Origin of the sequence: Agrobacterium vitis (genome assembly GCF_013337045.2) — a bacterium.
GTDB lineage: Bacteria > Pseudomonadota > Alphaproteobacteria > Rhizobiales > Rhizobiaceae > Allorhizobium > Allorhizobium vitis_B.
Genome location: NZ_CP118259.1, coordinates 1,902,809 through 1,922,401, shown reverse-complemented (window position 1 = coordinate 1,922,401; position 19,593 = coordinate 1,902,809). Strand labels below are relative to the sequence as shown.

Genomic DNA, 19,593 nt, shown 5'->3' with positions numbered 1-19,593 from the left:
AGGATTGACCCATGAAACTTAAATTGAGCGAAGCAACCGAGCTGGCAAATGCAATTTCCCAGCTCGGCGGACAGAATAAAGTGGTGAAGGAGGGCGGCGTTGAAAAGGCTGTCATCGTGCCTTATGCCTTTGGCGGCGACATGCGCATGACGCTGGCGCGGAACCTGCGCATATTGAAAGGACATGTCGATGATTTCAGTGTTGCGCGGGATGCTTTGATCAACGAATATTCGGACGGTACGGGAAAGATCGACCCGGACCATCCGAAATTTTCCGCGCTGAACACCGCGATGGCCGACCTTGGCAAGCAGGAAATAGACGTGGATCTGGTATTGTTAAAGGAAGCGGATTTTCGTCTTGGCGACAATCCCATACCTCCGGCGCTGCTTTCTTCGCTGCTTACGATTATCGAGTAGCGTTTTCTCGCATTTGACGCCCTCCGGCGAAACTTAAAATGGCTCCAGCAAATCAAGCTGGAGCTTTTTTTATGGCGGACGAATTCAAGCGCAGTGTGGCGCAGGTGCTTGGTTCTGAGGGGCCGTATTCCAACAGACCGAAAAAAGACGATCCGGGCGGGGCCACCAATATGGGTGTTACACAGCCCGTCTATGATGTGTATCGGCGGTCGATTGGTGCGAAACCGCAATCGGTCAAGTTCATCGTGCGGGCGGAAGCCGAAAGCATTTACCGTGGCCGCTACTGGGCCTTGGTCAAGGCTGATCAGCTGCCCGCTGGCGTCTCCTATGTCGTGTTCGACGGTGCAGTGAATTCCGGTCCTGCGCAAAGCGCCAAGTGGTTGCAGCGCGCGCTTGGCGTGCCGGATGACGGTTTGGTTGGTCCGGCGACGATTGCCGCTGCCAAAGCGCATACGAACCATGATGCGTTGATTGCCAACATGATACGCCAGCGCCTTGCCTTCATGAAGACGCTTTCGAACTGGGAGGCGAATAAGAACGGCTGGGCCAACCGCCTCAAGCATGTGCTCGATGTCGGTCAGGCGTGGGCGAGCGGCGATGTCGGTCCGGCTCCGGTCTATCACGAAAACGGCGATGCCAAGGCTCCGGTTTCTGCCGTCAAGGCTGCGCCGTCTTCTGCGCCAGGTGAAGCCGCCACGGCGGTGGGCGGTGCCAGCGCCGTGCTGGCCCAGACCACCCAGCAGCTTGCGCCATTCTCCAGCATCGAGCTGGTTGGCAAGATCATCGCTTTCCTGACTGTTGCCGGGGCCTTGGTGGCAATCGGCGGCATTGCCTACAGCATCTATGCCAAGCGCAGGGCCAAGGCCGTTGACGTGGCGGTGAACGGGGTGGCGGTGTGAGCGCCCTCTCTAAAAAGCTTCGTAGCCTTTCCGGTGGTCGCATCGCATTTTATTGCCCTGGTTGCCATGAGACACATCAGGTCAAAGTGAATGCAGCCGCTTTGCGGGGCAATGTTATCGGCGGACCCTCTTGGTCGTTCAACGGTAATGTGGATTTACCCACATTCCGGCCCTCCATACTTGTGAATTGGAGCGTTCCCAGTGACGTGCCTGAAGAGTTCGACGATGAGAGTAAGGATCAGAAAATGGTCTGCCACTCATTCGTTACTGATGGCCGCATCGAGTTTCTGGGCGATTGCACGCATTCCTTGGCTGGCCAAACAGTTGATCTGCCGGACTGGTCTGATGGAGAGCCTACATGATTACCGAGGCGCTGGCCGTGCTGGCCTTCATCAAGAAGCATTGGCGGGCGGCGGCGCTCGGTGTTCTGACGGGCCTCGTCTTGCTCGCCATTCTCTTTGCCTATGTCAAAGGCCGGATGGATGGCAAGGCGCTGGCGGCCGACGCGGCGAAACAAGAGCTGATCGAGCAGCTGAACGAGCGAGGAACGATCGATGGCGTTATTGAGCAGATGGATGGTGCTGGCCTGTGCCGCGCTCTCGGCCGGATGTGGAACAACGGGCAGTGTGAATGATGGCGCTGGCTATGCCGCACTGACACCTGCGCCTGAAACGGCTGCCTGGATCGTCAACCACGATGAACGCTTTGCCCGCCAGGTGGTGGCGCACAACATGCAATGCGGCAAGGACGAGCTTTGCAGGAAAGGGAAGTGAAATGGCTATCAAGAGATTGCAAGCCAATGCGACTTGGAACACTGGTGTCTCCGGTCGCATTGATGCGGGATACCGGATGCTGAAATATTCGGGAAGTCTCGGCGGTGGCACGCTGTCCGTGTCTTCAAAGTCTCTCGATCTGTCGCCGGTTGATGGTGTGGAGATCGAAACACCTTTGCCAAACGCCAAGCTGACCGTTTCCAAGGTGGACGGCAACAACGATGTTGTGCAGCAGCTCGTGCTTCAAACCTCGGGTGAGATCGTCGTTATCCTGGCCGGGGCGACGAACCCCGATGTGCTGGTTATTGTGGAGTAAGTCATGGACGCTTCCGCTCTCATCCTGCGTGAGCTTGCGCAGATCAATCGCCGCATCGACGATGTATCGAAGGAAGGCTCCGAGCGTGGCCGCCGGACATGGGAAAAGCTGAATGAGCAGGATGTGGCTCTAGCGCTGATCAATGTTCGCGTGGGGGCGGTGGAAGTGTCCATTACCGGCCACACGATGACGCTCCAGCAATATCAGGATTTGAAGGCAAAGGCCGCCGGAGCGGGCTGGCTTGGGCAGAAATTGTTATGGGTTGGCGGTGGTGTATTGGCGGCTGCCGGGTGGCTATATTCGATCTCTGAAACGATTGTCAGCGGGTTGAAATGGTTTATCGGTAAATAGACTGAAAGAAACATTTCGTCGCACGTTGACACCCGCAAGTCATTGTATTAGGTCATTTCCGAAATAACTCTTAATCAGCGGGTCGTAGGTTCGAACCCTACATCACCCACCATTCTTTTTATGACTTTCCAGATGAACTCATTTGCCTCGGATATCCAGGCAATTCTCCAGGTGTAGAGTTTGTCAAACGACATCTGTTGGACGCAGGTAAACTCATCCAGACGATTTTTTTCAAAATAAAACTATGATCCGCTTATGTTCTCGCATGGCGACTTATTTTCTCGTTATGTTCACATTTATTCCTCATATTCATCCAAAAATAGCTGTGGATTCCTGTGGATAACTTTTGTCTGGAATTGCTCATTCTGGATGATTAAGCCGAGAGGGTCAGCCTGGATTGCGGCAGGACAAAAGGGAGATGGGTCGGCGCCCGGCTGACCGTTCCACTCAGTCCATAGACGGAGGCGATGATGTCGTCGCGGATGACCGTTTGCGGCGGACCCTCGGCAATCACCTGTCCACCATCCAGCACGATCAGACTGTCGGCGAATTCTGCTGCGAGATTGAGGTCGTGCAGAACCGCAAGCACCATGCCTCCATCAGCGGCAAAGGTGCGGGCGATTTCCAGGACGGAAATCTGGTGAGCAAGATCGAGGCTTGAGGTTGGCTCATCGAGAAACAGGGCGCGTGGGCCGTTTTCATCGACCGCTGTTGGCAGTTGCGCCAGGACGCGGGCAAATTGTACCCTTTGTTGTTCGCCGCCGGACAGTGCATGGTAGGCGCGCGCTTCAAATGTTGAGAGATCCACCCGCGCCAATGCCTGTCTTGCAGCCTGCATCGGTCGGGCGGTGCCTGAAGCCATGGCGCCCATACGCACGACTTCCAGGGCTGTAAACGGAAACGAAAGGCTGGTGCTTTGCGGCAGAACGCCGCGTCTGCGGGCCAGATACTGCGGTTTCAACCGGGTTATATCTTGGCCGTCATAGGCAATCCGGCCTTTATCAGCTTTCAGGTCGCCGCAGAGCAGTTTCAGCAAGGTTGATTTGCCCGCGCCGTTTGGACCGATAATGACGGTGAAGCGACCCGGTACGAGGCGCAGGCTGATCCTGTCCAGCAGCAAGCGTCCGTGGCGGTGCAATGTCAAATTTTCTGCGGTTATCATGGCACGTATCCCCAGGCATTCTTATTGAGCAGGTTCTAGTCTTGCATCATGCCGCGTCCGCTTTTGCCGAGCAGCAGGAGCAGAAAAACAGGCGCGCCGATCAAGGCGGTGACGATGCCGATGGGCAGTTCCGCCGGTGCAACAATGGTGCGGGCAAGGCTGTCGGCCAGAAGCAGCAGGCTTGCCCCGCCCAGTGCGGAGGCCGGTAAAAGGAAACGGTGCGATGGGCCGATGGCCATGCGCAGCAGGTGCGGGACGACGATGCCGATAAAGGCAATCGAACCAGCCACGGCCACAGCGGCCCCGCAGGCGGCGGCAACGATCAGTACGCTGACGCGTTTCAGCCGCTCCACTGGAATTCCCATGTGAAAAGCAGCGGCATCGCCCAGCACGAGTGCGTCCAGTCCACGCGCGATGAAGGGTACGGCGGCAAGCGCACCGAGAATGAAGGGTGCGATTGACGCGGCCTTGGCATAGGTCGCCCCGCCCAGCGATCCCAGGTTCCAGAAGGTGATGTCGCGCAAGGCCCGGTCGTCGGCCATGAAGATCAGCAGGCCCGTTGCGGCCATGCTGAGGGCGCCGATGGCAATGCCTGATAGCACTAGTGAAATGGTCGATGTCTGGCCGCCACGGGTGGCGATGGCATAGAGCAGGGCGGTGTTGAGCAGGGCGCCGCAAAACGCCATGATCGGCAGGAATTCCTCTCCAAGGGCCGTTTGCAGCGGTAAAAGCAGGCCGGGGCCAAGCACGATGGCCGCCACTGCGGCCAGGCTGGCCCCGGAGGTGATGCCGACAATGCCAGGGTCGGCCAACGGATTGCGAAACAGGCCCTGCATCATCGCCCCGGAAAGCCCGAGACCTGCGCCCACCAGAGCACCCATCAAGGTGCGGGGCAGACGGACGGCCTCCAGCACGATACGGTCCTGCTGCGCCAGCGCGCTCTTTCCAGAGAAATATGTAACCAGATCGCTCAAGCCGACCCCCGTCGGCCCGCTGATCAGCGAGACGAAGCAGGCTGCCACAAGCAATGTCACCAACAGCAACACGGCTGCCATGCCACGGCGCGAGCGGTCGCCCGTCGATGCCAGTGGCACTGTCGATGAGGCTGCGGCAATCGTCACTGGATGGTTGCCTCTGGGTAGAGCTTGGACGCCAGTTCTCGGGCCGCGTCAGCGGTGCGCGGTCCGAAGCCTAGCAGGTAAAGCCCATCCATGCTGAGAAAGCCTTGCGTCTTGGCTGCCGGACTGGTGGCAAGGGCTGGCAAGGCAAAAACCTGTGCGGCGGACAATTGAGTTGCCCCATGGTCCATGGCGAGGATTACATCAGGTGCTGCGGCAATCACGGCTTCATCGCTAAGTGGTTTGTAGCCTGTGCTGTCGCCCACCGCATTGGTGGCGCCAGCAAGCCGGATCATCGCATCGGCTGCAGTGTCTTTGCCTGCGGCCATGATACGACCATTGGCGATGGATAGAACGAACAGGACCCGCTTCTTCTCGGCTGGAAGGTGGGCGAGATCAGTCTTCAGCTTATCCAATTGCGTCTCGAACCGGCTTGCCAATGCCTCGGCCTGCGGACCCTTGCCGATTGCCGCACCGACGGCGCGGATACGGGGAGCGACGGTTTCCGCCGAAGGCTGTTGAGGGATGTTCACCAGGGCTATGCCGCTTTGCGCCAGCACAGCCAGAGCATCGGGCGGCCCGGAGCCCGCCTCCGTCAGGATGAGATCGGGTTTCTGGGCCAGTATGCCCTCGGCGGACAGGCGGCGCATATAGCCGACATTGGGCTTTGTCGATGCTTCAGGAGGATAGAGGCTTGTGGAATCGACCGCAACGATGCGTTCCCCGGCACCCAGGTCATAGAGAATTTCGGTGACCGTCCCGCCAATCGAGACGATGCGGCTGGCCTGGGGAAAGCTGTCTGCCGCGAAGGCCGCTGAGGTCATGGCCCAAGGGAGGGGAAGAGGGAGGGTAAAAAGACCGAAAAGTGCAAGCGAGGTCAGAAGAGAAGAAGGTCTCATCAAGGTATCGTCCTGAGAAGGTTGCCCGGGCAACGCCATTTCATGCGTTTTCAGAGCAGGATTGTGTATCGTAATCGAGCCCCTTCGCGGACGTCGGGTCCGGTCTTCATGTGACGAATGACGACGAACAGCAGCGGGCTGGATTTTAACTTGACTACAATGCACAAGTTTTCATAATGACGCAACAGGACAGGTGCATGACAGCGCCCTGTGTTTTATCAAATACACAAAGGACGCTGTAACGCTTTATATCTGCTGCATAATTCCTCAAACCAATGCCGGTTTGAGGAATTATGCAGCATTGCATTTCCAGCCAACGTGTGGAGCAGAGTATGTATATTGCAATGAACCGATTTCGTGTCGTTCCCGGTTTCGAGGACGTGTTTGAAGCTCAGTGGCGTGATCGCCAGGGCCGCCTGGCGGAAGTGCCGGGCTATGTCGAATTTCATATGTTGAAAGGCCCCAAGGTCGAGGATCACTCGCTTTATGTGTCCCATACGGTCTGGGAAAGCCATGAAACCTTTGTTGCCTGGACGAAATCCGAGCAGTTCCGCGCCGCCCATGCCAATGCCGGGCAGAGTAAGGTTCAATATCTTGGCGGTCCGCATTTCGAAGGGTTTGAAGTGATCCTTCATGAAGACAGCACGGGTACGCGCAGCTCCAAGGCGGCCTGAGGCGATTATGGCTGCTGTTGAGACTGCTGGTCTTTCACCCCTTGAGATTGCCAAAGCGGCTCTCGCCGAAAAACCTGACGGCGTGGTGGAAACCATCGCTGCGGAGGCAGGGGTAACGCCCGCCGAAATTCTGGCCATTCTGCCCCCAGATTGTGTGACCATCGCGCCGTCACTGGCTTTCGAGCCGATCTGGGGCCATTTGTCAGGTTGGGGCGACGTGCTGACCATCGTCCACACAAAAGACGTCGTTCTGGAAGTGGTCGGCGCTCTGCCGCCGGGGTCCATTGGTCATGGCTGGTTCAACATTCACGGCGATAGCCCGGTCGGCGGCCATATCCGTATCGACCATTGCCGCTCCGTCGCCTTTGTTGACCGGATGTTTCATGGCCGACGGTCCCTGTCGGTGTGGTTCATGAATGGCGAGGGCGCTGCAATGTTGAAGATCTTCGTGCGCAGGGATGCGGAAAAGACTTTGATTGCCGAGCAAGTCGCCCTGTTTGAGCAACTCCGTTCCCAGTATCGGGGCTCGTTGCCGGGATAGGGCTGGTTATTGCCAATCGGGCGCCTGTATCTTCGCATCTGAAATGCCTGGAGCTTTGCTCAGCCGCCGGAAACTCTCCGGCGGCTTTTTGCCGTTGACCTTTGTTTTGTAGGGGCAGGGAATCGAGTATTGGACACCTGCATGGTGCCAATTAGGGCCCGCCGTCCTGCTTGGTTATGCTGCTGTCTTGTGCATAAGGCAGTTTGGTCATCGATTGGCCTGAAATATGCGGCAGGCCAGCATGGCGGCATCTGGAGTTTGTCCGGGGAACATGCGGAAACCGGTTTTCTCGAAAAGACAAACGAAAACAAAAAAACGATGGTCTGTTTGGGTCAATATAAAACTGACAGACTGTCCTGCATAATTACTGATACCGGTGCTGGTTTAAGGGATTATGCAGCAGGTTTAGAGTGCTACAGCAGGTTTCGTGCAGCATGTGATTTGCGCGCCGCTGTAATCGATACGGACAAAGGGACAGTGATTTGCAGAGCCTGAAGAAGTTTCTAGCGCTATTTCCGATCATCCTGCTGATTGCTGTCGGGATGGGTTCTTCCGGGCCTCATGGTTTTATCGGGGGTTTTGTCGGGACGGCACTGGCGCAGGACAGTATTTTTGCCGATGACGATCCGGTTGCTAAGGCACCTGCGACGCTTGACCAGTTACAAAAGAAAATCGATTCGCTTGCCAGCTTGCCGCAAAAGGCTGGAAACAACGACCGCGAGTTGATGGAAGCCAAATCTAGCCTGGACGACATCGTCGGACAATTGCAGGCCATGAAGCTGCTGATTGCGCCGCGTCAGGATGACCTTGCCGCTCGCTTGAAAGAACTCGGCGATCCGCCGAAGGACGGTCAGCCTGCTGAAGCGGCCGAGGTGACCCAGCAGCGAAACAAGCTCAATGCCCAGAAAGCACAGATTGCTTCGGTCCTGAACCGGATCGACGAAGTCAGCAAGGCTGCGAGCGATTTGTCTATCAAGGTCACTGCTGTGCGGCGGGAATTGTTCACACGGCAATTGCTGGCCCATACGGACATTTCCGTTGACAGTATGACGAATGCCGCCTTGTCCTATGGCACAGAAGCGAGCCGCTTTACCGAGATGCTCGAGGGGTGGACGGGTTTCGCCTGGCGCTTCAAGAAAATTTCGCTGGTCTCGGCCATGGTTTTGTCGCTCGCCATGGCGCTGGGATTACGGCTCGTTCTTCAGCGGATTCTGGGGCCGATCATCGAACGGGGCAAGCTGGAGGAAAATCCCTCCTATATGAGCCGGTTTTCGGTGGCCTTCTGGGCAACGATCATTCCGTCCTTTGCCTTCAGTTTCTTTCTGATTTCCAGTTATTTCTTTCTCGATACCTTCAGCGTCATGCGGCCGGACATCGAGCCGATCATCGCGTCGTTTTTCGGTGTGTTCTGGCTGGTGTTTTTCTCGTCGCGGCTTGCCATTGCCGTATTTAATCCATGGGCGCCCAAATGGCGGCTCGTGCATGTGTCCGACCGGGGCAGCCGCCAGCTGGTAGCAGCCTTCGTGGCTATGACGGTGATCAACGGTCTCGATTATGGCCTGTCCAGTATTGCGCAGACATTGGGATCGCCAGTCGAGCTCTCGGTGTTGAAGGGTATGGTGTCGTCAAGCCTGGTCGGTCTCATCCTGCTCTGGGTTTCGTTCATTCGTCCGCTTCTGCCGAAATCCGAGGATGAAGCCGCCACGGGTGGCCGTCCCTGGTCGAAGCGGACAGCCATCGCTCTTCGGGTCTGCGGCGTCTGGCTGATCTTCACCAGCCTGATCGGCTATATCGGCCTGGCCCGGTTTGTCGCCAGCCAGCTTATCCTGACGGGAGGCGTGGCGGCCACCATGTATATCGGCATCCGTTCAGGTCGGGCTGTGTCCGAGCGTGACCGGTTTGCCGAGACGATCGTTGGCCGTTTCTTGCAGCGCCGCTTCAATTTTGGACCAGTCGCGCTCGACCAGTTCGGTATTGCCGCCGGATTGCTGATCTACGGTTTCGTTTTCGTGATCGGCGTTCCCCTGATCATGATGTCCTGGGGCTTCCAGCCGCCGGATATCCAGACCTGGTTCTATAACCTGTTCATCCAGATCAATGTCGGCGGCATCAGCATTTCCATCGTCGGCATCTTCAGCGGGATCGCCATTTTCCTGATTGGTGTCGTGCTGACCCGCTGGTTCGAGAAATGGCTTGACGGCAATGTCATGGCGCGCTCGCAGGTCGATCCGGGCGTGCGCAATTCGGTCAAAACCTCCGTCGGCTATTTCGGCGCGATTGTCGCCGGTTTCATGGGCCTGTCGGCGGCCGGTATCAACCTGTCCAGCCTGGCGCTGGTTGCCGGTGCCTTGTCGGTCGGTATCGGTTTTGGTTTGCAGAATATCATTTCCAACTTCGTCTCAGGCCTGATCCTGCTCTTCGAGCGGCCCTTTAAGGTCGGCGACTGGGTGGCGACGGGCACGAGTGAAGGTTTTGTGCGGCGTATTTCGGTGCGCGCCACGGAAATTGAAACCTTTCAACGTCAGTCGATCATCGTGCCGAATTCGCAGCTGATCAACGCCTCGGTTGGTAACTGGACCCATCGCAACAAGCTGGGTCGGATCGATATGGAGATTTCCGCCAAGGCGGTCAATGATCCGCGCCATGTGATGGGGATGCTGAGAGAGGTGGCAAGCGATGTACCCGGCGTGTTGCGCACCCCCGAACCGGTCGTCGTCTTCAAGAAATTTGATGGAGCGGACCTTGAATTTGAAGTCCGCGTCTTTGTCGGCGATGTCTTGAACGGGCTTGCGGTGCGCAACGAGTTGAGATTGGGAATTTTCGAAAGATTCAAGGCCGAAGGCGTGGTTATGAAGGAAGAAGCCGTGGCGGATGTAGCGGCAGAGGACGAACCGCCGCCACTACCGGCGCCCGGTTCGTAACGGGCCTCGTCGCAGGCAAACCAGCCTGCGACGAACCGGTTTCGTCATATCCGGTGGGTTTCAAACAGCGCCACGTCGAGCATGAAAGAGCCATCGGTTTCAATTTCGAAATGCGCTTTGGTCTCGGCTGCTGCATCCTGCTGCAACAGGCGGATGGCGGTGCGCAGGGCATCGGGCGTCTTCATGCGGTCCGTCCACACCTTGAAATCCATCCGCAACCGGCTGGTCTGACAGGTTTTTATCGCAAAGCCAGCCTGTCCCAGCATCTGCGTCCATTCGCCCAGCGTATAGTTTCTGACATGCGAGGTGTCGCGCAGCAGCTCGACTGCTTGCAGATGCGTGTTCAGCAATGGCGATTGCGGCGAGACCACATCGATGAAGATTGCTGGGGCGCCCGGTTTCAGCACGCGCCGGGCCTGCCGCAAGCCGGCATGGACGTCATGCCAGTGATGAGCTGAAAAGCGGCAGGCGAGAAAGTCGAACTGGCCATTTTCACAGGGTAATTGTTCGGCTGAGGCCCTGATTGTCGCAATATTCGTCAAACCGCGCTCCGGTGCGGTTTGCGAGACTGCGGCCAGCATATCGGCGGAAAGATCGACGGCGGTCACGGTTGCCATATACGGTGCGATTGCATAGGCGACATGGCCGCCGCCACATCCCAGATCGACGCCATGGCTGGCATTGGCAGTGCGGGCGATGTCGCCCAGGCGAACCAGATCGGCGCCGGAAGCGTGGACGGCGCTTTCCACATAGGCGCTCGCCCTTGGGCCGAAATTCTGCTGCACGTGGTGGTCGTGATTTTCGTTCAGTGTATTTTTCTTGCTGGTTGCTGTTGGCATCTGACTGTTCCTGTTAAGTTGGTTTATCCCGGTTCAGATCATGAAACGCTTGAAATTCAGCGTTGCAACTCCATGTCTGGAGTGTAGCGCGTCTTTCCTTTGTTCCTGGCCTTTGCTCCCGGCAATTCGCTCAGGTCCCGCTGCATGAGCTGTCCGCATCGTATCAAGGCATCGAAGATGGGTAGGCATCCTCGGTAAGTGGAATTGTGCTTTTCTCGAAGACGCCAAAGGCTTGAGATCGTCACAATAAGAAGGCCAAGGGGCATGGTGATGTCGCTTGGTGTAAACAGCATGACGCCAACAATATGCTGTTACAAGAGGAGCAGTTATCCTGTTATAAATGCTGCCATGCTGGATGTTGAACAGAGACGTTTGCTGGGTGAGTTCGTGCGCACCCACCGCGAAAAACTGGTGCCGGACCGGATCGGACGGCGCCGCACGCCGGGCCTGAGGCGTGAGGAACTGGCTGAACGAGCGGGCATCAGCGCCACATGGTGTGCCTGGATAGAGCAGGGGCGTCAGGTGCAGGCTTCGCCGCAGGCTTTGGCGAGACTGGCGCGTGCCCTGGAATTGACCCGGGCCGAACGCGCCTATCTGTTTGAACTGGCAGCCCGGCGCGACCCTGATGAGGAAGACGGAGACGCCATCGATGATGTGCCAGCGTCCCTGGTGACGGCTGTCAGCATGGTGCAGCATCCTGCCTATGCGCTTGATCGCAACTGGAATGCCTGCTGTTTCAATTCAGCGGCCGCATCCCTGTTTCCTGATTGGCTTGGGGAGCACAGCAAGGATAGAAACCTGCTGCGTTACGTATTCCTCAATCCCGGCGCCCGGGAGATCATTGTCGATTGGGAAATACGCGCGCTGCGGCTGCTGGCCGAATTTCGCGCCGATTACAGTCATGCATTGCGCGATGCGACGGTCCGTGCGCTGATCGAACAGTTGCAGCGTGACAGTCCGCTCTTTGCTCAAGGGTGGAGCGAGCAGACGGTGCTGGATCGCGAAGGCGGAGAGCGTGAACTGGTTTCTCCGGATCGCGGCAGGCTGCGATTTCGCCAGTTCAATTACCGCCCATGTGATCGCCCGGATTGCAAACTGGTCTTCCTGATACCGCAATAAAGCGTCTCCGCGATGGGCGCCATGAGAAGGGCTTTCTCTGCGTTTGACGATTTGCGATTGATCAAGGATCGTGACATCAGCAGATTTTATCAGCAGGTCGCGCCAGCCCATGCCCATGTCGCAAACGGGCGGCACAGGGGGGCGGGTCTTTATCATAGTCGCGGGATCAATCTTGCGGCGTCATCCGGTCGTTTGCGCCTTGCGCTCGCAGCAGAACAGGGGAAATTCCATGTCGATCAAATCTCATGCACGGGCCGTGGTGATCGGTGGCGGCGTCGTCGGCGTTTCCACGCTCTATCACTTGGCCAGGAAGGGCTGGAGCGATAGCGTGCTGATCGAGCGCAAGGAACTGACATCCGGCTCGACATGGCATGCCGCCGGTCTGCTGCCGCTGTTCAACATGAGCTATTCGGTTGGCCAGATCCACAAATATTCGGTGAAGTTCTATCAGGAACTTCAGGAAGAAACTGGCATGAATGTCGGTTTCAGCAAGGTCTCCAATATCCGTCTCGCCCGCAGCAAGGACCGCTGGGACGAGTTCATGTATTATGCCGGGATTGCCGAAACCATTGGCGTCAAGGTCAACATCCTGACACCTGAACAGGTCAAGGAAATCTGGCCGCTCTGTGAGACCGAAGGCCTGCTCGGCGCCATCCAGCACCCTGATGACGGTTACATCCAGCCCGCCGACCTGACCCAGGCGCTGGCCAAGGGAGCCCGCGACCGTGGCGCTACCATCTATCGCAACACCACGGTAACCGCGATCGAGCAGCAGGCGGATGGCTTGTGGAAGATCACCACCGACAAGGGGGAGATCACCGCCGAACACGTGATTTCCTGTACCGGCAATTTTGCCCGCAAGACCGGCGAAATGGTCGGCATCAACATTCCGGTCATTCCGGTCGAGCACCAGTATATCGTCACCGAGCCGCATCCGGCCATTGTTGAACGCAAGGCCAAGGGTCTGCCGGAAATGGGCGTGCTGCGCGAGGCCGATAGCGCCTGGTACATGCGCGAGGAAAATGGTGGTCTGCTGCTCGGACCTTACGAAGTTGGCGCGCCGGTCTGTTATGTCGATGGTCCGTCCGACGAAAGTGAATACGAACTGTTCCAGGAAGAGCTCGACCGGCTGATGCCGCATATCGAGACGGCCATGGTGCGGGTGCCAGCCTTTGGCGAAGTCGGCATCAAGAAAGTCTATAACGGTGCCATCGCCTATACGCCGGACGGTAATCCGATTGTTGGCCCGGCACCGGGATTGAAGAATTTCTGGCTGAACGAAGGCCATTCCTTTGGCATCACCGCGGCTGGCGGGGCAGGTTGGCAATTGGCGGAATGGATCGTCGATGGCGAATCCACCCTCGACATGATGGGCGCCGATCCGCGCCGCTTCGGTCCTTATGCGACGGAAGGCTATCTAATCGCTAAGAACGAAGAAGCCTATGCAAATGTCTTCACCATGCATTACCCGGATGAGGAACGCGCTGCCGCCCGTCCGCTGAAAACCACACCGGTCTATGACCGGTTGAAGAAGATGGGCGCCGTTTTCGGCTCCGTCTATGGCTGGGAGCGCGCTAACTGGTTTGCGCCTGAAGGCTATGAAGTGCCCAAGAACGAGCTTGGCGTTGGCGTCGATGTCATCACCAACCACAATTATGCCCCCCCGACCGAGGATGGCCGCGTGGTGGAGAAATGGTCGTTCCGCCGCTCGAACTATTTCGAGCATGTCGGCAATGAGGTGAAGCATGTCAATGAGCATGTCGGCGTGCTCGACATGTCGGCTTTCGCCAAGATGGAAGTCTCCGGTCCCGGCGCTCGGGCCTGGCTGGACAGTCTTTTTGCCAATGCGATCCCGAAGAAGCGCGGCCGTATCGCGCTTTGCCACATGCTGACCCAGCACGGTGGGGTCCGTGCCGAATTCACAGTCTATGAATGGGCTCCGAACCGTTTCTATCTTGTGTCGGCTGGCGCTTATGAGGCCCATGACCATGATTATCTGCGCAAGCTGGCGCCCACCGACGGGTCGGTCAAGCTTCAGCAGATCACCCAGAAGCTCGGCGTGTTGGTTCTGGCCGGGCCAAAGTCGCGGCAGGTCTTGCAGAAACTGACCCGTACCAGCCTTGAAAACAAGGATTTCCCCTGGCTGACCGGCAAGGAGATTTCGGTTGGCGTGGCGAGTGCCCATGCATTGCGCGTCAATTTTGTCGGGGAACTCGGTTGGGAATTGCATCACCCCATCGAGATGCAGGCCTATATTTTCGACAAGCTGATGGAAGCCGGTGCCGAATTCGACATCAAGCCTTTCGGCATCCGCGCCATGCTGTCGATGTCGGTCGAGAAATCCTACCGCCTGATCCCGCGCGAAATGTCGATCGAATACAATGCCTACGAATCGGCACTGGACCGTTTCATTAAGCTCGACAAGGACTTTATCGGCAAGGAGGCTCTGGTTGCCTATAAGGAGAAGGGCCTGAAATGGAATTTCGCCACGCTGGTTGTCGAAGGGGTCGCGGATGTCGATGCTCGCGGCTCGGAAGCGATCTATAATGAAGCGGGCGATCTGGTCGGGCGTGCAACCAATGGCACCTATGGCTGGCGCATCGGCAAGTCTATCGCGCTCGCCATGCTGCAACCCGGTTATGCAACTGAAGGCACCAAGCTGAAGATCAAGATCCTCGGCGATCTCTTTGACGCGGTGGTTGTGGGCGAAAGCCCGTTCGATCCTGATAATGCCGCTCTCAGGGCTTGAGAGCGGTAAAATGGAGTTAGATATTGCTTGCTCAGGTGTTTGGAAATATTTGCTGTTTTCTGAACGCAGGACGGATGGCAATGTTTGAAACCTACCGTCGATAAACGACGTGCTGAATCTATCCAAAAAGGCGGCCTGCTGCGGGCCGCCTTTTTGTTCTTATTAAGCATAGAAGGTATAACGCCCCGTTTCGATTAATATTTCAGCAATCGATCATGTCTATATTGCGGCAAGATCTCTTGTTCAAAGGCGTGTCATGACCTATCTTGGCGTTTCAGGAATGCAATATTCGGGCGAAAAATTTCCGGACGCACGTATTATCGTCGCAGAAGACTCCAATGTCTTTACGTCCATGATCACGCAGCGTTTGAAAGAGATTTTCAATATTGATGCGGAAATCTGCCGCACATACGAAGATCTGATGGCCGCAAACGAACTTTCCGACGAGCCTGTTACACTGGCAATCTCCAATATCAACCTGCCGGGCGCCGAAAATGGCGAGGCTTTGGAATATCTGACCGATCTGAACATTCCAACAGTCGTCTTTACCAGCACATTTCACGAGAAAACCCGTGAAAAGCTTTTGGCCAAGGACATTGTCGACTATATCCTCAAGGACAATATCTTCGCGGTTGAAATGCTGATCGAGTCCGTCTGCCGCTTTCTCACCAATCACAATCACCACGTGCTGATCGTTGATGATAGCCCGACCGCGCGCGCTTTGCTGTCGAGCCGCTTGAAGCGTTACAATTTCCGGGTGAGCACGGCGGATAATGGTGCCACGGCCCTGCAACTCCTGAAGAGCAATGCCGATATCGGTCTGGTCGTGACCGACTATAACATGCCTGACATCGATGGATTTGAACTGACACGGCGCATTCGCGCTGTGCGCGGTTCGCATGAGCTGCGGATCATCGGCGTTTCGTCCTCGTCGGACCGTTTGCTGTCAGCGCGTTTCCTCAAGGTCGGTGGCAATGATTTCATGCTGCGTCCGTTCATCGACGAAGAGTTCTACTGCCGCGTCAATCAGAACCTCGATACGCTGGTGCAAATCCGTGCCGGGCGCAAGAGAAACCAGGCGGCGGCTTAATGCTCCTTGTATAACTCCTTGAATCAAAACAGATTTATGGAGTTTTTGAATTTCAAAACCCTTGTACCAGGAGTTATTTAAAATGACTCTTGGTATTGCTGTTGCGAATATCTTTTTCGGTGTAAGTCTCTTCGAGATTTGGTATTGCAGTATATAGCTGACTAAAGCTTACCCTGCGTTGCGGTTACGTCAGTCGTCGTTGAAAATGACTGTCCGTCGTCTGCCGTTTGTTTTGGATTTCGACTTATAAATAAATTTCTGCTGCATGTTGTGGCGCTGTCAGTTTTCCTCCCCCAAAATTTAGAGAATATGAGTGCGCGCTCCTTGGGGCGTAAAGTCTTGAAGGAGGCAGAGGTTGCCGCCATCGAGGAGAGGCTTGGTTGGCTTGCGTTAAAGCATGTCTGTGTTTGCGGAAACGTGGCACTGCTATGCCTTCAATGGGCCAATCCTGGAGAGTTTATGGATCAGGAAATGGTGTTTTGTGCACAGACTGTAGCCGCCGGGATGAGCGAAGCCTTTGAGAAAAACGCAAAGCCTCGCGTGCTGCTGATCGAGGATTCCAGGTCTATATCCCGGCTTTTGCAGCATCGAATGACGACTTCGCTCAGTGTTGATGTCATCTGTTGCCTTACTGCCGCCGAATGCAGCGCCGTGCTGTCGCAGAACGAGTGCCATTTTGATGTTGCGATTGTTGATCTCAATCTGCCAGGAGCAATGGACGGTGAATTGTTGGACCGGGTCGTGGCCCTCGGCATTCCCGCGGTGGTATTTACCGCCACCTTCAGCCTCGATTTACGTGACAAGATCGTTGGGCGTGGCGTTGCCGATTACATTGTCAAGGAAAACGAACATGCCCTTGATATCGTGCTTGAAACAGTTGAACGCCTGCTCAATAATCGGAACCTAAAGATTCTTGTTGTCGATGACGTTGCCTCCGCCAGACAAAGTCTGGTCGATATCCTGTTGATTCAGGGGTTCCAGGTGTTCCAAGCCAGAACCGGCAGGCAGGCCCTCGATCTTTTGGCTGCTGAGAAAGACATTTCGCTTGTTCTGACCGATTACCATATGCCGGATATGGATGGCTACAAACTGACCCGATCGATTCGGCAAATCTATTCCAGTGACGATCTGCGGGTTATCGGTATTTCGTCCTCTGCCGATCGGCTGCTCTCGGCCAGCTTCCTGAAGGCTGGGGCATGCGATTTCGTCTACCGGCCCTATGTCACCGAGGAATTGCAGTGCCGGATCAACTTGCATGTGCGGGCGCTGCTACAGATCCGTCAATTGCGCACGGCCGCCTTCAAGGACTACCTGACCGGCCTGTTCAATAGGCGTTATTTTTTCCATGAGGGGCCGGCTCTGGTTGAGCAATGCCTGCTGAATGCGCGTCCTTGTAGCGTGGCGATCCTCGATGTCGATCATTTCAAGAAACTGAACGATACCTATGGTCATGAAGCGGGAGACCGGGTGCTGAAGCAGATCGCGGATCGCATGACGGTCTATGCCCATGGATCGCCGGTGCTGCTGGGGCGGCTCGGCGGCGAGGAATTCGGGATTCTCTTGCCGGGATTTAACAGCCAGCAGGCTGCGGCCTTTTGCGATGGATTGCGTGTCGATCTTTCACACGGACAGGTGATGCTGAACACTGGTAACGTGACGGTCACGGTTTCCATCGGTGTGGCGGAAGTAGGTGGGCGCGAAGTTTTCGACAACTATCTGCATGCGGCCGATCAATATCTCTATCTGGCCAAGCAATGCGGCCGAAACCGTGTCTATTGCGACCATTCCGTTGCCTCTTCCAAGGCCGTACCGCTCCCCTCTGAAGTGTGACGCGACAATTTTCAGGTGTGTGAATTTGTTCTTTTACAAAAGATTTCTCCTATAGCGGTGGCCGGTGCAAGGAGCCGTGCTATATAGGCGCCTCTGTTGCTCACAGTCCGTTTCCGGGAGTGGAGACCGGTGGGGCGCATGGGAAGGTCCGTGTTGTCGCATTGTCTCGACAGTCAAGGAGGCGGACGTTCAGGAATGTCTGCACGAATGGCGTCTATCGTATCGATCAAGTCCCTCACCAAGACCTATTCCACCGGTTTTTCGGCACTGAAGGATGTTTCGCTGGAGATCGAGGAGGGCGAGATCCTCGCTCTGCTCGGCCCCAATGGCGCGGGCAAGACCACGCTGATTTCCATCATCTGCGGTATCGTCAACCCCACATCCGGAACGGTTGTCGTCGATGGTTACGATGTCGTTCAGGATTTTCGCCAGACCCGGGCGGTGATTGGCCTCGTGCCGCAGGAACTGACCACGGATCAGTTCGAGACCGTGTGGAATACCGTGGCCTTTTCGCGCGGTCTGCATGGGCGCAAGGCCGATCCAGCCTATCTTGAGGGAATATTGAAATCCCTGTCGCTCTGGGAAAAGCGCGATGCGGTGCTGCGGGAGCTGTCTGGCGGCATGAAGCGCCGGGTGCTGATTGCCAAGGCGCTGTCCCATGAACCGCGCGTGCTGTTTCTGGATGAACCGACGGCGGGGGTCGATGTCGCGCTCCGCCGCGATATGTGGAACCTGGTACGCGATCTGCGCAGCCGGGGCGTTACGATCATTCTCACCACCCATTATATCGAGGAGGCCGAGGAGATCGCTGACCGGATCGGCATCATCAACCAGGGTGAGGTGCTGCTGGTGGAGGACAAGGTGGCGCTGATGCGCAAGCTTGGCCGCAAGCAGATGATCCTGGATCTGGCCGAGCCGCTGAAAAGCCTGCCGGGACGGCTGGACGAATGGCGCCTCAGCCTTGCTGGCGAGGGTCGCCAGATCGTCTACGACTATGAGCCGCAGGCAACGCCCGGCGCCTTGATGGCGCTTTTGACGGCTTTGGAAACCTCCAGCATCGCTGTGGTTGACATCTCCACCAGGCAAACCTCGCTCGAGGATATTTTCGTTTCGCTGACCGGGGGGAAATCATGAATTATACCGCAGTCTGGGCCATCTACCGGGCCGAAATGCAGCGTATGCGTCGCACTCTGATGCAGAGCCTGATTTCTCCTGTCGTATCGACCGCGCTTTATTTCATCGTGTTCGGTGCGGCGATCGGCACGAAAATGCAGACCGGGACTGAGGTGGGCTATGGCGGGTTCATTACGCCGGGACTGATCATGCTGACACTGATTTCGCAATGCATCTCCAATGGCGCCAATGGCATCTATTTTCCCAAATTCACGGGCACCATCTATGAAATCCTCTCGGCGCCGATTGCGCTGGGCGAGGTTCTGCTGGGCTATGTCGGGGCGGCGACGACCAAGGGGATGATCGTCGGCCTGATCATTCTGGCCACATCGACGCTTTTCGTCGATATCCGGGTGGATCATCCGGTACTGATGCTGCTGTTCATGGCCTTGACGGCGATGTCCTTCAGCATGGCGGGTTTCATCATCGGCATATGGGCAAAGAATTTCGAACAATTGAGCATGGTGCCAATGCTGGTCATCCCGCCGCTGACCTTTCTGGGTGGGACATTCTACTCGATCAACGCTCTGCCGCCCGTCTGGCAGATGATCAGCCACTTAAACCCGGTCTTCTACCTGGTGAGCGGCTTCCGCTGGAGCTTCTTCGGGGAGGCGGATATCAATCCACTGATCAGTCTGGCCATGATCGGCCTATTTCTGACCCTCTGCCTTGCTGTGCTGACCTGGATGTTCCGCACTGGCTACAAGCTGAAGGCCTAGAATT

General features: G+C 56.5%; 20 protein-coding genes. 16 read left to right on the top strand and 4 right to left on the bottom strand.

Annotation, left to right across the window (positions count from 1 at the left end):
• Window positions 1-11 precede the first annotated feature (11 nt).
• From G6L01_RS09330 to G6L01_RS09300, 7 genes are all read left to right on the top strand, one after another.
• Window positions 12-416, top strand: a complete 405-nt coding sequence (locus G6L01_RS09330) for a hypothetical protein (protein WP_071207456.1) — start codon at window positions 12-14, stop codon at window positions 414-416.
• A gap of 71 nt (window positions 417-487) precedes the next feature.
• Window positions 488-1,315 carry a glycoside hydrolase family 108 protein gene (locus G6L01_RS09325; protein ID WP_071207461.1) on the top strand — a complete coding sequence of 276 codons (828 nt, stop codon included), beginning with the start codon at window positions 488-490 and terminating at the stop codon, window positions 1,313-1,315.
• Window positions 1,312-1,677, top strand: coding sequence for a ubiquitination-like system serine protease family protein (locus G6L01_RS09320; RefSeq protein WP_081356549.1), 366 nt, complete (start codon window positions 1,312-1,314; stop codon window positions 1,675-1,677). The genes G6L01_RS09325 and G6L01_RS09320 overlap by 4 nt, the downstream gene beginning before the upstream one ends.
• Window positions 1,674-1,949: a hypothetical protein gene (locus G6L01_RS09315; protein ID WP_071207457.1), complete on the top strand. Its 276-nt coding sequence runs from the start codon at window positions 1,674-1,676 to the stop codon at window positions 1,947-1,949. The genes G6L01_RS09320 and G6L01_RS09315 overlap by 4 nt, the downstream gene beginning before the upstream one ends.
• Entirely contained in the window at window positions 1,942-2,088 is a 147-nt protein-coding gene (locus G6L01_RS09310; RefSeq protein WP_156585805.1) for a hypothetical protein, read from the top strand. The genes G6L01_RS09315 and G6L01_RS09310 overlap by 8 nt, the downstream gene beginning before the upstream one ends.
• Before the next feature lies 1 nt (window position 2,089).
• Window positions 2,090-2,404, top strand: a complete 315-nt coding sequence (locus G6L01_RS09305; RefSeq protein ID WP_071207458.1) for a hypothetical protein — start codon at window positions 2,090-2,092, stop codon at window positions 2,402-2,404.
• A gap of 3 nt (window positions 2,405-2,407) precedes the next feature.
• Window positions 2,408-2,755: a hypothetical protein gene (locus tag G6L01_RS09300; protein ID WP_071207459.1), complete on the top strand. Its 348-nt coding sequence runs from the start codon at window positions 2,408-2,410 to the stop codon at window positions 2,753-2,755.
• A gap of 373 nt (window positions 2,756-3,128) precedes the next feature.
• On the opposite strand, the gene G6L01_RS09295 is transcribed toward G6L01_RS09300, so the two are convergent.
• The 3 genes from G6L01_RS09295 to G6L01_RS09285 are packed head-to-tail and all read right to left on the bottom strand — an operon-like array spanning window position 3,129 to window position 5,934.
• Window positions 3,129-3,917 carry a heme ABC transporter ATP-binding protein gene (locus G6L01_RS09295; protein ID WP_070165057.1) on the bottom strand — a complete coding sequence of 263 codons (789 nt, stop codon included), beginning with the start codon at window positions 3,915-3,917 and terminating at the stop codon, window positions 3,129-3,131.
• A gap of 35 nt (window positions 3,918-3,952) precedes the next feature.
• The gene (locus tag G6L01_RS09290; protein WP_070165056.1) at window positions 3,953-5,038 is read right to left on the bottom strand and encodes a FecCD family ABC transporter permease; all 1,086 of its coding nucleotides are present in this window, start codon (window positions 5,036-5,038) and stop codon (window positions 3,953-3,955) included.
• A complete protein-coding gene (locus G6L01_RS09285) occupies window positions 5,035-5,934 on the bottom strand; it encodes a heme/hemin ABC transporter substrate-binding protein (RefSeq protein ID WP_234891819.1) in 900 nt (299 codons plus the stop codon). Before G6L01_RS09285 ends, G6L01_RS09290 begins: the two co-directional genes overlap by 4 nt.
• A 332-nt stretch (window positions 5,935-6,266) precedes the next feature.
• Between G6L01_RS09285 and hmuQ the strand changes: the two genes are divergently transcribed.
• The 3 genes from hmuQ to G6L01_RS09270 all read left to right on the top strand — a co-directional run bounded on the left by hmuQ (window position 6,267) and on the right by G6L01_RS09270 (window position 10,070).
• On the top strand, window positions 6,267-6,608 hold the full coding sequence (hmuQ, locus tag G6L01_RS09280; protein WP_070165054.1) for a heme-degrading protein HmuQ: 342 nt from the start codon (window positions 6,267-6,269) through the stop codon (window positions 6,606-6,608).
• Window positions 6,609-6,615: 7 nt separating this feature from the next.
• A complete protein-coding gene (hutX, locus tag G6L01_RS09275; protein ID WP_070165053.1) occupies window positions 6,616-7,149 on the top strand; it encodes a heme utilization cystosolic carrier protein HutX in 534 nt (177 codons plus the stop codon).
• 482 nt (window positions 7,150-7,631) lie between these two features.
• The gene (locus tag G6L01_RS09270; RefSeq protein ID WP_070165052.1) at window positions 7,632-10,070 is read left to right on the top strand and encodes a mechanosensitive ion channel domain-containing protein; all 2,439 of its coding nucleotides are present in this window, start codon (window positions 7,632-7,634) and stop codon (window positions 10,068-10,070) included.
• Window positions 10,071-10,114: 44 nt separating this feature from the next.
• On the opposite strand, the gene G6L01_RS09265 is transcribed toward G6L01_RS09270, so the two are convergent.
• Window positions 10,115-10,909 (bottom strand): class I SAM-dependent methyltransferase, encoded by a 795-nt coding sequence (locus G6L01_RS09265; protein WP_070165051.1) that lies wholly within the window; start codon window positions 10,907-10,909, stop codon window positions 10,115-10,117.
• Window positions 10,910-11,257: 348 nt separating this feature from the next.
• Between G6L01_RS09265 and G6L01_RS09260 the strand changes: the two genes are divergently transcribed.
• The 6 genes from G6L01_RS09260 to G6L01_RS09235 all read left to right on the top strand — a co-directional run bounded on the left by G6L01_RS09260 (window position 11,258) and on the right by G6L01_RS09235 (window position 19,589).
• The gene (locus tag G6L01_RS09260) at window positions 11,258-12,028 is read left to right on the top strand and encodes a helix-turn-helix transcriptional regulator (protein WP_070165049.1); all 771 of its coding nucleotides are present in this window, start codon (window positions 11,258-11,260) and stop codon (window positions 12,026-12,028) included.
• 235 nt (window positions 12,029-12,263) lie between these two features.
• Window positions 12,264-14,777 carry a GcvT family protein gene (locus tag G6L01_RS09255; protein WP_070165163.1) on the top strand — a complete coding sequence of 838 codons (2,514 nt, stop codon included), beginning with the start codon at window positions 12,264-12,266 and terminating at the stop codon, window positions 14,775-14,777.
• Window positions 14,778-15,033: 256 nt separating this feature from the next.
• Window positions 15,034-15,867 carry a response regulator gene (locus tag G6L01_RS09250; RefSeq protein WP_015916382.1) on the top strand — a complete coding sequence of 278 codons (834 nt, stop codon included), beginning with the start codon at window positions 15,034-15,036 and terminating at the stop codon, window positions 15,865-15,867.
• Window positions 15,868-16,371: 504 nt separating this feature from the next.
• Window positions 16,372-17,697, top strand: coding sequence for a GGDEF domain-containing response regulator (locus tag G6L01_RS09245; RefSeq protein ID WP_070165162.1), 1,326 nt, complete (start codon window positions 16,372-16,374; stop codon window positions 17,695-17,697).
• Window positions 17,698-17,904: 207 nt separating this feature from the next.
• A complete protein-coding gene (locus G6L01_RS09240; protein WP_070165048.1) occupies window positions 17,905-18,831 on the top strand; it encodes an ABC transporter ATP-binding protein in 927 nt (308 codons plus the stop codon).
• Window positions 18,828-19,589, top strand: a complete 762-nt coding sequence (locus G6L01_RS09235; RefSeq protein WP_060717872.1) for an ABC transporter permease — start codon at window positions 18,828-18,830, stop codon at window positions 19,587-19,589. Before G6L01_RS09240 ends, G6L01_RS09235 begins: the two co-directional genes overlap by 4 nt.
• Window positions 19,590-19,593 lie beyond the last annotated feature (4 nt).

Bases quoted from the DNA above. Each gene is read 5' to 3' on its own strand.
- G6L01_RS09285 (WP_234891819.1), bottom strand. From the start codon at position 5,934: ATGAGACCTTCTTCTCTTCTGACCTCGCTTGCACTTTTCGGTCTTTTT.
- G6L01_RS09245 (WP_070165162.1), top strand. From the start codon at position 16,372: ATGAGCGAAGCCTTTGAGAAAAACGCAAAGCCTCGCGTGCTGCTGATC.
- G6L01_RS09265 (WP_070165051.1), bottom strand. From the start codon at position 10,909: ATGCCAACAGCAACCAGCAAGAAAAATACACTGAACGAAAATCACGAC.
- G6L01_RS09295 (WP_070165057.1), bottom strand. From the start codon at position 3,917: ATGATAACCGCAGAAAATTTGACATTGCACCGCCACGGACGCTTGCTG.
- G6L01_RS09325 (WP_071207461.1), top strand. From the start codon at position 488: ATGGCGGACGAATTCAAGCGCAGTGTGGCGCAGGTGCTTGGTTCTGAG.
- G6L01_RS09305 (WP_071207458.1), top strand. From the start codon at position 2,090: ATGGCTATCAAGAGATTGCAAGCCAATGCGACTTGGAACACTGGTGTC.
- G6L01_RS09235 (WP_060717872.1), top strand. From the start codon at position 18,828: ATGAATTATACCGCAGTCTGGGCCATCTACCGGGCCGAAATGCAGCGT.
- G6L01_RS09330 (WP_071207456.1), top strand. From the start codon at position 12: ATGAAACTTAAATTGAGCGAAGCAACCGAGCTGGCAAATGCAATTTCC.
- G6L01_RS09260 (WP_070165049.1), top strand. From the start codon at position 11,258: ATGCTGGATGTTGAACAGAGACGTTTGCTGGGTGAGTTCGTGCGCACC.
- G6L01_RS09300 (WP_071207459.1), top strand. From the start codon at position 2,408: ATGGACGCTTCCGCTCTCATCCTGCGTGAGCTTGCGCAGATCAATCGC.
- G6L01_RS09315 (WP_071207457.1), top strand. From the start codon at position 1,674: ATGATTACCGAGGCGCTGGCCGTGCTGGCCTTCATCAAGAAGCATTGG.
- hmuQ (WP_070165054.1), top strand. From the start codon at position 6,267: ATGTATATTGCAATGAACCGATTTCGTGTCGTTCCCGGTTTCGAGGAC.
- G6L01_RS09240 (WP_070165048.1), top strand. From the start codon at position 17,905: ATGGCGTCTATCGTATCGATCAAGTCCCTCACCAAGACCTATTCCACC.
- hutX (WP_070165053.1), top strand. From the start codon at position 6,616: ATGGCTGCTGTTGAGACTGCTGGTCTTTCACCCCTTGAGATTGCCAAA.
- G6L01_RS09250 (WP_015916382.1), top strand. From the start codon at position 15,034: ATGACCTATCTTGGCGTTTCAGGAATGCAATATTCGGGCGAAAAATTT.